The sequence below is a fragment of the Blautia sp. Sow4_E7 genome, assembly GCF_052116245.1.
Lineage (GTDB): Bacteria > Bacillota > Clostridia > Lachnospirales > Lachnospiraceae > Blautia_A.
On record NZ_JBQKLL010000015.1, the window covers coordinates 14,266 to 28,239 of the forward strand.

Sequence of the window (13,974 nt, forward strand, 5' to 3'; positions counted from 1 at the left end):
GTTTGCTCCTATTCTTTCCCCTAAGATCTCATCATACATTAGCACAACAGGCAAATCTGAGATTCTGCATCTCTTCTGTTACCTTCTGCGGCGTCATTTCCTCCACAATGTAACCGCTGATCCGGAGATTATATATTTCCGGCAAAAAACGGTACCTGCTTGATACTGCGATGATGTTTGTCCTTGGTGATTGTTTCCTGATTTTTTTCAGCAGAAAATAGCCTCTAGCATCTGCATTCTCCATACTGATAAATGCAATGTCCGGAGAACAGCTCTGTGCATAATTTAGTGCATCTGTTGTCTTTTCAAAGGCGGTAATTTCTGCCTGCGGCTCTATTTCGCTTATGGTCTTTGTCATCTTGCGCCGCTGCCATCTGTTATCTTCAAAAACCATAATCTTCGTAATCATCATCTCCTTATTTTGGTTTTCTACTATCCATTATAGAAACCGCTCTATGCCAGAAATATACCCTGGAGCACCTTTCCGAAAAAGTTAACAAAAATTTAATATTTTTGAGCAATCACAGTATACTTCATCCGGATCAATCGCATATTTATTCCGGGAAGTCACAAATACATCTTCCACTCCCTTTTCTTTTAACACAGTACGAAGATCCTTTTTTAATTTCTGCAGATAAATTCCTGTATTTAGATCCGTCTTGGCATCCTCCCACAAAACGGCCCGAAGTTCGCCGGAGGTTACTGCATTCCCCCTGCGGTCAATCAGATAGGCCAGCATTTCCAGTGTTTTGGCATACTGGAATTTCAGCCGTTCATGGTTTACAAAGACATCAAAAGTACCAAAGCATTTCACGATCAGTGTATCCTCCGGCTCCGGAATCTGATAATCAACGGGATGTACCAGGTACTTCAGTTCCTCCTGGATCTTTTCTTTTGTGATCGGCTTACCCACATAGCCGCTGACGCGGATGGCAAAAGCATCCGGCATATATTTGTTATATCCAGTTACGAACACAATATTTACATTTGGATACCAGATTTTTAACTGTTTCGCCACTTCGATTCCGTTTTTAGTTCCCATCTCTACATCCAGAAATGCTACATCACACGGATGGTCTTTTGCATAATCCAGCAGTTCCAATGGTTCTTTGAAGGCTGCCAGATTGTCATGGGGTGCCGCCTCCCGAATGGCATGTACCAGATCCTGATATCCTGTTTCTTCATCATCAATTGCTAAAATGTTCATTTTGTCAGTGTCTCTTCTTTCTTATTCGATTGTCTGGGGAAGAAGGATTGTGATCCGTGTTCCTTTCTCTGGTTCGCTTTCTACCAGCATAGTTCCCCGGCACATACTTTCAATTCTTTTCCGCACATTGCCCAGTCCCACATGGACCTTTCTATCATCCTGTTCTTTCCCAGGATCAAATCCAGCTCCATCATCCTGTATGATTACAGTCACAAGTCCTGGTTTTCGTCTGGTGCGAATCCATACGGTTCCCCCACCCTGCTTTTTGCACAGTCCGTGTTTGATGGCGTTCTCCACCAGAGGCTGGATGCTCAATGCCGTGATCAGAAAAACAGAATCACATCATTTAAAGCAAAAACCAGAAAGTTACTGACTCTCACCAGAACGGCAGCTTCTGGTTCCGGGCTTCCCCGGTATCCCCAGGCAAACGCATCACTTAGCAGGAGCAGGGCGATATGGAGTGACTGTCGACTGTACATATTGTTATTCTCCTCTTTTTTAATTCACAACAAAAAGCCATGCATACAGGCAGTTCTATTACTGCCTGTATACACGGCTTTTTGTTATCTATCCATGTTCAGATACGCAAAAAAGACACTTAACGCGCTGTGCTGTGCTGTGCTGTGCTGTGCTGTGCTGTGCTGTGAAAATTCTGCACCCAGTGCCATTGCCTGTCAACCTCCTACATGAAATTTCTTTGTATTAATCCTTGGACATAGTATAACATATGTTCTGAAAATTGAAATACAAAAAATGAAAATGGCAGCGTAACTTAACAGCCGGAAGTAACGGGATAGAGTTCAAAATTCAGGATTTCACTGAAAAGGGGACAGATTCTTACACGATCTGTCCCTTAACCTAAATTTCATCTTCTGTTGTCAACCTGCATATACTACGTTAGAGAACTGCTGGGAAGTATTAATTCCAGCAGCTTTAATCCAGCCATACTTACTTTCGTACTTAACCTTAATATACAGACTTGTGGTTTTTTTCCATACCTGCATGATCTTTACCGATCCGCCTTTTTTGATTGTAAAGGCTTTCTTTTTTGTCCCTGGAACTGTATACGCAACAAGTTTTCTTTTTGCAATAAGTACATTTGGCTTTCCTTGTCTCTTCGAGATACTTATAAGCTTTCCATAATAGGATGTACGCACTAATTTATCATTTTTATAGGTGTAATTATAGTCGATACTACATCCGCCAAGAGAATAAGACATCATACCGTAACGAACAGTAATCTTATTTCCACTCATTTTTACGATTGTTCCTGCACTTCTTCCTGCATATCCATTGAACAGGGAAGTGAAATCAATAGCTGTTTCAATTTTTTTCTTACTACGATTATAACTGAACAGACCGGATATCTCATGGTAATCATTGTCTGATAATGTTTCAAGGAATAAATATGGCTTTCCATTTGAAAGAGTATACAGTTTAGCCCTTGCACTATAAAAATATCCTGTTTCTAAAATCTGAGTCTTATCGTTAATGCTGACAAAAATGTTATTATAATATCCATTACTGTCTTTCTTGTCAATCTTGTTTCCATATCCAACAGCAATATTAATCTGATCTGGCTGATGGTCTCCTGTAATATCGTACGATTTGTAAACATTCTTTCTGTTGCTTCCAACTCTCAAGTTAACAGACTTGGGATTGGATGCTGCGCTTACCGAAAATACAGAGATTACCATCATTCCCAACAACAGAAGCCAAATACCTAGCATCTTTTTCTTATTCATTTTTCTTCCTCCTTTTGTAGAAAACATTCATTACGTCTTTTCTATATAACAGAGTAACATATAATGAACATACTTTGTAATCACCGGTTTACAGCCTTATAAGAAGCTCGGCGACATTTTATTTTTCCACGCAAAAAAGCCCCGAAAATCTTATAACCACTCTGGAATGTAGTGTTTATAAGGCTTTCAGGGCCTTTAAATACTTAAATTAAAAGGATTTTACAATTTTACAACAAACCGGGATTACATACCCATCTGTTTAGCAACTTCCTCTGCAAAATTCTCTTCTTTCTTCTCGATTCCGTCGCCGGTCTCGTAGCGAACGAAGCCTTTGATTGTGATCTTAGCGCCGTTCTCTTTAGCAACCTGTGCTACGTAGTTTCCAACGGACTGTTTTCCGTCTTCTGCTTTAACGTAAACCTGGTCAAGAAGGCAGATCTCTTTGAGCTCTTTCTTGATACGTCCTGTGATCATTCCCTGGATAACTTTCTCAGGTTTCTGGGACTCCTTAGGATCGTTCTGGATCTGAGCCATAAGAATCTCTTTCTCATGCTCGATATACTCAGCGCTTACTTCGCTGTCGCTTGTGTAAAGAGGTTTCAGAGCTGCAACCTGCATTGCAACGTTCTTAGCCATCTCTTTAACAGCGTCGTTCACAACGTCTGTCTCAACGTCAACAAGAACGCCGATCTTTCCACCCATATGTGTGTAGGAAGCAACGAAACCGTTCTCCTCTTTCATCTGAGCAAATCTACGGATGTTCATGTTCTCACCGATAACTGCGATCTGAGCTGCAAGAGCTTCTTTCACAGTCTTAGTGGTATCAAGTGTCCATGCTTCTGCAAGGAAAGCATCGATATCAGCTGCTGTAGTTGTCAGAGCCTGAGCTGCAACATCTGCAACATACTGCTGGAATTTCTCGTTCTTAGCAACGAAGTCTGTCTCGGAGTTAACCTCAACAACAACTGCGCTCTTAGCGTCGTCAGCAACAAGTGTCTTACAAAGACCCTCTGCTGCAACACGGTTAGCTTTCTTCTGAGCGGTAGCAAGACCTTTCTCACGAAGGAACTCTACTGCTTTATCCATATCGCCTTCTGTAGCTGTAAGAGCTTTCTTACAGTCCATCATACCAGCGCCGGTAATCTCTCTTAACTCTTTTACCTGTGCTGCTGTAATAGCCATTTTACATTTCCTCCTGATTGAATGATAATGTGTTGTAAGATTACTGTCCACTACAGCTTATAAGCTGTAGCGAACAATAAAGTTGTCATTATTCCTCTGTAGCGAACTCTTCAGACTCAGCCTGGATTTCTCCCTCAGCGTCTGTCTGTCCCTGGTTTGCTTCGATAACTGCGTCAGCCATCTTGGAAACGATCAGTTTTACAGCACGGATAGCGTCATCGTTACCCGGGATTACGTAATCCAGTTCTTCTGGGTCACAGTTAGTATCGCAGATTCCGATAAGCGGGATTCCCAGTGTATGAGCTTCCTGTACGCAGATCTTTTCTTTCTTAGGATCTACTACGAAGATAGCATCTGGAAGTCTCTTCATTTCTTTGATACCGCCAAGGTTCTTCTGAAGTTTATCTAATTCTTTTCTTAAAGCGATAACTTCTTTCTTAGGCAGAACATCGAATGTTCCATCAGCCTCCATGGTCTCGATCTCTTTAAGCTTAGCAATACGGCTCTGGATAGTCTTGAAGTTGGTAAGCATACCGCCTAACCATCTCTCGTTTACATAGAACTGTCCGCAACGCTCAGCCTCTGTCTTGATAGCGTCCTGAGCCTGTTTCTTAGTACCAACGAAAAGGATGTTTCCGCCGTTAGCTACGATATCAGCGATTGCATTGTAAGCATCGTCAACCATTCCTACAGACTGCTGTAAGTCGATGATGTAGATACCATTTCTCTCTGTGTAGATGTATGGAGCCATTTTAGGGTTCCATCTTCTTGTCTGATGTCCGAAATGAACACCTGCCTCTAAAAGCTGTTTCATTGAAATAACGCTCATGTCTTTTTCTCCTTTTGGTTAAATTCTTCCGCATGGATCCTTTTCCTCTCGGACCCAACCTCACACCGTAGGGCACCATCCCTGGGAATCTCCATGCGTGTTTGATGGTTTACAACTTTTGCATTATAACATGACAAAACCCTCTGTGTAAAGAGGGTTTTTGCAAATTTTTCTTCTGTTTTTAGCATTTCAATGCCGCCAGTTCATCAGGCGTCAGTTCCCGAGCCTGTCCTTTCGGCAGGTCATCTGGCAAAGTCAGCGAACCCATGGAAATTCGTTTCAGATAAATCACTTTTTTCCCAACCGCTTCCATCATTCGCTTCACCTGATGAAAACGACCTTCGTGAATGGTAAGAAGGATTTCAGAACGCCAGAGACTGCTCGCCTTTTCCCCTTCGCATGAAGTACCAGATTCTGCTTCACTCCCCGCCGTCTCATCTTCTTCCCAAACCTTAAGGATTTCCAGCTTCCCCGGCAACGTCAGCTCCTCGTCTCCAATATTCACGCCTTCCCGGATCTTCCCGATATCCTCCGGCACCACTTTTCCTTCTGTCACCGCGAAATAGGTCTTGTCCACATGTTTCTTCGGGGAAAGCAGCTGGTGGGCCAGCTGGCCGTCGTCTGTAATAAGAAGCAGGCCTTCCGTATCCTTATCCAGACGCCCTACCGGAAAAAGATTCCGCCTGCCATCCTTTGGCACCAGCTCCAGAACCGTCTTTTCCCTGGTATCCTCCGTGGCACTCACATACCCGGCAGGCTTGTGCAAAAGATAATACACAAACTCAGCCCTGGCACCCAGGCGCTCTCCGCCAAATTCCACCACGTCCTTCTCCGGATCTACCTTCAGCTCCGGCTTTTTCGCTGTCTCACCGTTTACCTGGACCATTCCCTTCTGGATCAGCTTCTTCACTTCTGTCCTCGTGCCAACTCCGGAATCTGCCAGAAATTTATCCAGTCTTACTGCTTTTCCCATTTATAATACCTTACCTTCTACTTTATTCCTCATCCAAAACCTCAAAGGACAATGCCCGCTGGGAATCCTCTTTCATAAACTCCGGAACATCCTTCGCCATGATAGACCACGCTTCCTCTGATTCCACGCCATCGATCATAACCTTCAGGCTATGCCAGCTGTCCAGTTCCCTTTTTTCCCAGAATGGTACCATCTGATAACATCTCAGAACCTTTTTCAGCTCCTTAAGCTGTTCCGGCTTATCATAAACCATCGGGGAAGAAATTTCACTCTGGTCCTCATTCATATAATATTCTACTTCCACAGAACTTAAGTTCACATCATCCATAGACATAGGATACCCTGTTTCCTTCAAAATTTCAACTGTCCTTTTGAACTGTGGGAATACATAGAAACATGGGGAAAAAGAATAGTCTCCTGTTTTGCCCACTACTGTCGCATCTGTACCTTCCACAGATGGTACATCAGAATAGCCAATGGTCAGGCTTGCGCAAGGTTCTCCTGTCAGCACCTCTGGATCAGCCTCTTCCACATCCTGCCGGAAGGCATCCACCAGCAGCTGTTTCTTCGCCTTATTATCCTGGAAAAGGAAAATTGACTGTCCGGTAATAAAATCACATCTTACCTCATCCACATATTTGTCATCCAGATTCAGAATGGAATAACGCTCAGCCTTCAAGGTTCCCTCAGCCATGCCCTCTTTCCACAAGCTCTTTATGTCATCCAGGCTGACCATATAGTAACGGTAAATGGCACTTCCTGATTTCAGGTCATACCGTACCTTAAGTCCTAATGTATTTCCAGAAGGATCCCACAGATTGCTGAACCACAATGCTGTGCTGTTTCCTACAATTTCTTTGCAGGTTTCCTTGCTCTCTTTTGCAATTTCTTTCATACTGTCAAAAAGATTCTGGTCAATTCCCAGATCATTTCCCGCCGAATCCCCATTCACATAATATCCGGAATCCAGCATGGTGACAGTACCATCTTCATTTACTTTCACATTATAAGCAGTTTCCCATTCGGTATCCACAGATCCGATTGCGATATTTTCAATCTTATCATAGGAAGGAATATATTCGTCATATCCTGTCAGGTCAAAAAAGAACACACACGCCACAAGTGCTACACATGCCCCATTTATCACAAGCTGGATCTTATGGGAAAAGAATTTCCTGAAATCCCTGTAATAAATAATTTCCATAATACCGCCAGCAAGAAGGGTTCCAAGAATCAATCCAAAAATCCACCAGATCGTTCTGGAACTGTCACTTGACAGCATATAGAAAATAAATCCAATTCCAAGGCCTCCAGGTACCACGATCAGAAATTTTACCACAGTACCAATCCATGGAAAAACAAAAGCCATCCCTGTTCTCTCTGATCTTCTATGTACAAAGGCGTAATATCCAAGACCTCCCAATGCCGCAGTTACCAGAATCACCGCAATCAGTATTCCGCCGTAATTTCCCTCTGCATATTTTTTCACGAAGGTATAAGAAATGGTAAATGGTGAGACCATCTCTTTCAGCCATTTTACAAAACCATAAGGGCTCTCACTGCGAGTATAATAAAATGCCATTTCATATAAATCCAGCAGCACAGAAAGCACTGGTCCATAAGCTACAGCAGCCACCAGAAGCAGCGCTCCCATAAGCAAATGTCCTGTGATGCAGATCACCAGCACAACGGAAAAATACATCAGCAGATACAACATCAGATGAAATACCATCATAAGGAATGCCAGTTTCATAAGATGAAGACTGAAAAATCCTCTCATCGCCCCGATACAGATGGCGAAAAATTCCATCACCAGATACGGCACCCAAAAGTATAAAAGTGACTGCAAAGTCTTGTACCAGAATGTCCTGTTCCGTTTCACCGGAAGACTGTGGTAGAAATCAATTTTCCGAGGTGAATACAGGTACCAGAACTGGCTGATCCCATTAAACAGTGCCGCAAGTGCTGCAACCGCAAGTCCGGTGAGCATAAATCCATTCTGCCACAGATTTGCATAAAGAGCATTGATCTCTCTGGCCGTATATTCCATTCCGAACCAGTTTCCCAGCATGATCAGCTCTGCCACCGGAAAGGCCAGAAGAAATCCAATGGTCACAAAAGCCGGGATCCACACCAGCCCTTTTGATGTCACCTTCATATATCTGCTAGAATAAATTTTTGATTTCATAGCCTGCCACCTCCGTCTCGCTGATAAAAATTTCCTCCAGGGTCAGAGGAAGCACCTCCATGAAAAGAGGATTTTTCGCCTGGATTTTCTCCATGATCTCACTTCTGGTTCCCCGGGCTGTTATCATAAGGAGAGATCCCTGATGCTGCACCTTCAGAACCTGAAGTTCCTTTTCCAGTTCTTTTTCCTGCTGCCGTCCAGTAAGCACACACTGGATCTTGTGAATGTGGAATTTCATATCTTCCAGATCCTTGGAAAGAAGGATTCCACCCTTATGCAAAAGCCCAACATGATCACAGATGTCCTCCAGTTCCCGAAGATTGTGGGACGCGATCACAGGTGTAAATTCCCGGTTCATGATCTCCGCTGCAAACAGGCTCTTTACCGCCTGACGCATTACCGGGTCAAGACCATCGAAGGTCTCATCACACAACAGATATTTCGTTGCCGCGCACACGCCGATGATCACCAGTAGCTGTTTCTTCATTCCTTTGGAAAAAGTTGTAATCCTGCGGTTTTCTTCCAGATGAAACTGTTCCATCAGTTCATGGAAAAGCTGGATCCGAAACTGGGGATAAAAGTTCCGGTAAAACCGTACCAGATCCATAGCTGTATAATTAGCTGGAAAATAACTGTCATCTGAAATATAGAAAAATAATTTCTTGGCTTCTTCGTTTTCATACACGGGCATTCCATCGATCTGGATTTCTCCCTCATCTGGCTTCATGATCCCTGCCATCATTCGAAGCAGGGTGCTTTTCCCAGCGCCGTTGCTGCCTACAAGTCCGAACACTTCCCTTACTCCAATGTCCAGAGTTGCTTTATTGACCGCTTTGACAGTGCCAAACGCCTTACTGCATTCTTTGACTTCTATCATGGCTTCTCCTCCTTGTAACATTCCCTAATAATGTAGATCAGCTCTTCCTCGTCCATTCCCATAGCCTTTCCTTTCCGGACCAGGGCTTTTAGCTCTTTTGAATAGGAAGCTTTGCTGATCCTGCGCACCTCTTCACTGTCCGCAATAAAGTTTCCTTTTCCCTTAACCGGGTAGATCAATCCTTCCTGCTCCAGCTGCATATAAGCACGCTGGATGGTGTTTGGGTTGATCGATAATTCCATGGCCAGCTGCCGCACAGAGGGCATCCGGGAACCAGGCTCCAATGCTCCTATCAGGATCAGGTTCCGGAATTTCTCCTCCACCTGCTCGTACAGCGGCCTTCTGTCCTGATAATCCAAAACGATCATAGGCAGGCTGCCTCCTTTCCAAGTGTATTAATACGTTTAATACAGTTAGGATAGCATATGTGTGCCGGGAAGGCAAGATGGGGAATTCTTAAATGTTTATAAAATGGACTGCGCCAGCCACTGTTCACCGCCCCCTTGGCGCGAAATTACGCACCATCTGACTTCTAAGCACCCCGAAAGTATCTCACTGAAAAAGAAGTAAATGGCAACAAAAAACCTTCCCACAATCTCCCCTGTTTTTCCAGGATTTTGTAAGAAGGTCTTCTATATTTTCTTAATACAATTATTTCCGATCATGCTTTTATATCAGTCTCGTACATCCCCGTTTCTGGTAATTCTTATAGCACCTCCAAATGCCATACGTACCTGCAAAAACAAGGAGCAGATTTAATGCAATCACCGAAGTGGCACCTGTATGATCCAGCATGTACAGCATCACATCACTGACCAGCAGACTCCAGATATTCGCCCCCATATGAAGAAACACACTGGAAAACAGATTTCCCCGCCATTCCAGGATCAAGGCAAACAGCAATCCCATAATAGTTGCATATACGCCCTGCATCAGATTCATATGATAGATGCCAAAGGTTAATCCAGACAACAGCGCAGCTGTGAGCACCCGCATATTGTCTCTCATGCGCAGAAATACCATCCAGCGGAAAATCACCTCTTCTGCAAAAGGTGCCACAATCCCCATCCAGAAGATCAGGCTCCAGATGCTTTTCCCCTGGGAAACCAGGGACTGGGTTTCCTGGTAAGTTTCCGGGTTCAGATACTGCTGGAAAAGTCCCACCAGGATATTACCATACTGCCCCAGAAATGCACCGATTACCAGAAATACCAGAATTTCAGGGATCTGAAGGCGACGGCCTGTGGCAAATATTTTTCCACCACGCCTTACACCGCCATTCATTTTCTCAGATGCAGCTTCTGGTTCTGCTTTAAGCGTGGGCTTCGCAGCAACAGCTTGCAGAATTCCAGTTTCCCTTCTCCTCACAAAATCCCCACGATACAGCCAGATACATGGAATAGCTGCCAGAATTCCAGTCAATCCTGTGAGCATAAGCACATGCTGGTAATAGGCACTCATATCCCCACCAGTCCGCCTTACCAGAAGATATAGTCCCAGATAGGATATGATCTGGGAAATTGCAAAGTGGATTCCTACCGGATACAGGCATTTCCATACCAGGACAGGCCGTCTTTGCTTTCTTCTGGGGCTTATGCGAAAAAATCCAGGATCTCTTCTGCGGAATCTACAATTTTAAGAGGATGGGCATTCTCTAATTCTCCCTCAGTTCCATATCCATAGGAAACGGCGATACATTCAAGCCCTGCACGTCTTGCACCAAACACATCATGCTCTTTGTCTCCCACCATGATCACCTGGTCTCTGTGACTCCCAAGTCCCAGCCGCTTCAGGGTTTCCTCGATCACTTCTGTCTTATTGGTTCTGCCGCCCTCTGGCTCGCTTCCTACCATCTCATCAAAATAGGAATCAATATGGAAATATTCTGCCACGATCTTCACGAAATTCTCCGGCTTGGAAGACGCAATGGCAAGCTTGTATCCTCTTTGTTTCAGTCCGGATAACAGTTCCGGAATTCCAGGATATAATTCATTCTCATAGATACCAACTGGTGCATATCGTTCCCTGTAAATCTCAACTGCTTTTCTCGCAGTCTCCTCGTCAATTCCTGCATACTCCTGAAACTGCTCCAAAAGGGGCGGTCCCACAAAAATACGCAGCTTCTGAAGGTCTGGCTCCGGTTTTCCAATCCTCTCCAGAGCATATTGTACAGACTTGGTGATTCCCTCACCGGAGTCTGTAAGTGTTCCATCTAAGTCAAATAAAATGGCTTTATACATCTGTGTTTTGCCTCCTGTATGGTCAAGTATTTTCTAAAATATCTGCTATCCTTAACAAGCATTTCACTATATGGTTGTTAATTATAGCATCATTTCTTTCCAACGTCCAGATGGCAAAATCCTTTAAAACTCCCATACAGGCATCTGCACAATCCTGCTTCCATCAATTACTGCAAGTAAATTTATCCGATTCTTCTTCCCGGTAACCGGCTGGTCAAATATAAGCGTATCTCCTTCCTGGTGGAAAAAAATTTCCTCATCATTGAAACGTAAAGATAAAATTGTGACATCCTGATCTTCCGCTCTTCTTATGATCCGGATCCTGGGATATTCGTTCTCAGGGACAAACTCTGGGTGTTCAAAATATATGTTTTTGTTATTGTTTTCTGTTGTTTTTTTATGATTATCCTTATTTTCGTCATTACTGTTATAGAATTTCAGTTCAGGTGAAGTTTTTGCCATTCCAATCGCGGTGGTTACCGTTCCAAATGCCGTAAATTTCCGACGATCAACGGCACTTTCTACTTTTGGGATTTTCGGATTTATTGTTTTCTCGTCTGTTTTTGAGGGATTCTCGTCTTTCTTTTCACTGGGAAGCGATTGCCCTTCACTGGAAGCAGCAGAATTTAACGTTTCTTCCTTACTTTTAAAATCTTTTCTTTTTGCATTATCGTTTGCATTTGCAGGATTGTCAGTTTTTTTATTTTTTGCGCTGTTATTCGCCAGTGAGGCTGCATCAGCACTACTTTCTGTATCGCTGCTTTTTCCACTACTTTCCGTTTTCGACTGACTTGCTTCTCCGGTATTACTATTGTTGTTATTATTGTGGGAATTATCACCGCCACTATTAGCGCTGTCATTATTGCTGACATTACTATTGTTATTACTGCTCTCGTTGCTGCACTCATTATTACGTTCATTACTGCTCTTATTATCACTTTCCGGCTTTTCTTCACGGCTGCTCTCACTATCTTTTAACTCTGGTTCCGTCGTTTCCTGGCTTTCTCCAGATCCTTCCTCCCAGTTTTCAAATATGTCTTCCTCTGCTCCAATGTCGATATCAAATCCTCCAAACTCCCCGGCGTAGAGGCAGCGCCCACCGCCGCCTGTCATAAGCAAAGTCATTATCATAACCAGGCATATTTTAGTCCATCTTTTCACTTTTCCTCACCCTTCCAGATCTTCCATCTGCTTCTCCCACATTTCTATGCTTTCACAGCCCTTCCCATCTGCCCCGCTGCTTTTGTATAAGGCCAGCAGCCTTCTGGCAGAACGCACTTGTCCTCTTCTTAAAAGAAACAGGCCATACTTGCCATACCCATTGGCATACCCCGGCGCATACAAAAGCAGCTGTTCATAATATACAGCTGACCGTTCCCACTCTTTCATTACCTCTGCGTTGGCAGCCAGCAGTAAAAGCAATTTCCGCTGTTCTTCATCTTTCGTATATTCCTTTTGCAGTTTTTGCAAACCTTTTTCTACTTGTTCACATTTTTTAATTAAAATTCCACTCCCGTCCTTCTCCTGGCTCATTCCCACTTCTTCTAAATCCAATTCCGACGGATCCGGCTCCTTTTCCAGCATCTGGTAATACCCTTCTGTCACTTCTGCCAATGCGCATTCAAAAGATACAGGGCGCTCCGAACTGGCAAGCAGCACACCTGCTGTCAGAAGGATTCCCGCAGTTCCAATTGCCACCGCAATGTTTTTACGGACGTGTCCTCCTCTTTTTCCTATGGATGTCAGCATTTTACGTGCCCTGGCCGCGCTTTGGAACCGTCGCTTCTCCTGGGGCTGAATACACTTATAAAGAAACAACCCCAGCCCCGGCACCTTCCACAGAACCCCAAGCCAGTGTTTTCCCATCAGCATCTGCATGGTTTTCCCAAATGCATACAGATCACTGACACCGTTCACTTTTCCCTCATACTGCTCCGGCGCGGCAAAGCCTTCTGTTCCCATACAGATCCGCTGATTTTCCCCAAATCCAAACATCGCACTTCCAAAATCCACCAGATACAGTTTGCCGGAATCCGAGAGCATAAGATTATCCGGCTTCAGATCTCCATAATAGATCGGCGGCTTTTGTCCGTGAAGATATTCCAGAACGGAAAGAACTGTATCTCCATAAGAAAGAAGCTCCTCTGCGGAAAAAGTATGCCCCTCCTTACGCAACTGGCCCAGGGATTTTCCCCGGATATACTCCATCACAAGATAACAGTGCTCTCCATTTTCCACGTAATCTACCATCCGTGGAATGGAGGGGTGCTCCAAAAGGCGCAGCAGCCTGGCCTCCCGTTTTTTCTCAATAGGAATCTCCTTCACCGCCCAGTAATTTCCAAGTTCCATATCCCTGGCCAGATAAAGATTTCCCTCTCCGCCCGAACCTACCTGCTCCAGGATACAGTAACGCATTTTTAAGATCATGCCTGTAAGATTGATGATAACCACCTCTTTTTCGTAAAAAAACAAAAACTGCCAAGCAATAAAAATAATTAAGTGAATGCTGCCGATGAATCCCGGCAAATGATAAATAAGAGTAACTGTGAAGGTTCTGAACAGTTACAAATAAGATAAAATGAATGATTCTGAAATGCCAGTTCTTTACTCCTGACATTTAAGATGTAATCAGAATTATAACACCTGAATCAGTTGCTGAAAAGTACTTTATAAAATTTTTATTGTTTTATAAGCCGCCGCAGTGCGATCCTACCCGGTAGGGCTTTTTTATGT

General features: G+C 43.8%; 15 protein-coding genes. All 15 read right to left on the bottom strand.

The annotated features are described in order from the left end of the window. Positions 1–31 precede the first annotated feature (31 nt). The 15 genes from ACTQ50_RS10340 to ACTQ50_RS10410 all read right to left on the bottom strand — a co-directional run bounded on the left by ACTQ50_RS10340 (position 32) and on the right by ACTQ50_RS10410 (position 13,692). On the bottom strand, positions 32–409 hold the full coding sequence (locus ACTQ50_RS10340) for a response regulator (RefSeq protein ID WP_441484128.1): 378 nt from the start codon (positions 407–409) through the stop codon (positions 32–34). Positions 410–493: 84 nt separating this feature from the next. After that, positions 494–1,207, bottom strand: a complete 714-nt coding sequence (locus tag ACTQ50_RS10345; protein ID WP_441484129.1) for a response regulator — start codon at positions 1,205–1,207, stop codon at positions 494–496. Between the two features lie 21 nt (positions 1,208–1,228). Then, a complete protein-coding gene (locus ACTQ50_RS10350; RefSeq protein ID WP_441484130.1) occupies positions 1,229–1,522 on the bottom strand; it encodes a sensor histidine kinase in 294 nt (97 codons plus the stop codon). Positions 1,523–1,530: 8 nt separating this feature from the next. Next, positions 1,531–1,686, bottom strand: a complete 156-nt coding sequence (locus ACTQ50_RS10355; protein ID WP_441484131.1) for a hypothetical protein — start codon at positions 1,684–1,686, stop codon at positions 1,531–1,533. Between the two features lie 399 nt (positions 1,687–2,085). Continuing rightward, complete coding sequence (locus tag ACTQ50_RS10360; protein WP_441484132.1) at positions 2,086–2,952, bottom strand: hypothetical protein; 867 nt, start codon at positions 2,950–2,952, stop codon at positions 2,086–2,088. A gap of 243 nt (positions 2,953–3,195) precedes the next feature. After that, positions 3,196–4,134, bottom strand: coding sequence for a translation elongation factor Ts (gene tsf / locus ACTQ50_RS10365; RefSeq protein ID WP_441484133.1), 939 nt, complete (start codon positions 4,132–4,134; stop codon positions 3,196–3,198). 88 nt (positions 4,135–4,222) lie between these two features. After that, complete coding sequence (rpsB, locus tag ACTQ50_RS10370) at positions 4,223–4,963, bottom strand: 30S ribosomal protein S2 (protein WP_226822439.1); 741 nt, start codon at positions 4,961–4,963, stop codon at positions 4,223–4,225. A gap of 181 nt (positions 4,964–5,144) precedes the next feature. Then, a complete protein-coding gene (locus tag ACTQ50_RS10375) occupies positions 5,145–5,936 on the bottom strand; it encodes a pseudouridine synthase (RefSeq protein ID WP_441484134.1) in 792 nt (263 codons plus the stop codon). 22 nt (positions 5,937–5,958) lie between these two features. Continuing rightward, complete coding sequence (locus ACTQ50_RS10380) at positions 5,959–8,124, bottom strand: DUF6449 domain-containing protein (protein ID WP_441484135.1); 2,166 nt, start codon at positions 8,122–8,124, stop codon at positions 5,959–5,961. After that, positions 8,102–9,001, bottom strand: a complete 900-nt coding sequence (locus tag ACTQ50_RS10385; RefSeq protein ID WP_441484136.1) for an ABC transporter ATP-binding protein — start codon at positions 8,999–9,001, stop codon at positions 8,102–8,104. Before ACTQ50_RS10385 ends, ACTQ50_RS10380 begins: the two co-directional genes overlap by 23 nt. Further along, complete coding sequence (locus ACTQ50_RS10390; protein WP_441484137.1) at positions 8,998–9,369, bottom strand: GntR family transcriptional regulator; 372 nt, start codon at positions 9,367–9,369, stop codon at positions 8,998–9,000. The genes ACTQ50_RS10385 and ACTQ50_RS10390 overlap by 4 nt, the downstream gene beginning before the upstream one ends. A gap of 301 nt (positions 9,370–9,670) precedes the next feature. Beyond that, positions 9,671–10,462 (bottom strand): CPBP family intramembrane glutamic endopeptidase, encoded by a 792-nt coding sequence (locus ACTQ50_RS10395; protein WP_441484138.1) that lies wholly within the window; start codon positions 10,460–10,462, stop codon positions 9,671–9,673. 131 nt (positions 10,463–10,593) lie between these two features. Further along, positions 10,594–11,241, bottom strand: coding sequence for an HAD-IA family hydrolase (locus tag ACTQ50_RS10400; protein WP_441484139.1), 648 nt, complete (start codon positions 11,239–11,241; stop codon positions 10,594–10,596). Between the two features lie 123 nt (positions 11,242–11,364). Further along, complete coding sequence (locus ACTQ50_RS10405; protein WP_441484140.1) at positions 11,365–12,402, bottom strand: hypothetical protein; 1,038 nt, start codon at positions 12,400–12,402, stop codon at positions 11,365–11,367. A 6-nt stretch (positions 12,403–12,408) separates the two neighbouring features. Further along, positions 12,409–13,692 (bottom strand): serine/threonine protein kinase, encoded by a 1,284-nt coding sequence (locus tag ACTQ50_RS10410; protein ID WP_441484141.1) that lies wholly within the window; start codon positions 13,690–13,692, stop codon positions 12,409–12,411. Positions 13,693–13,974 lie beyond the last annotated feature (282 nt).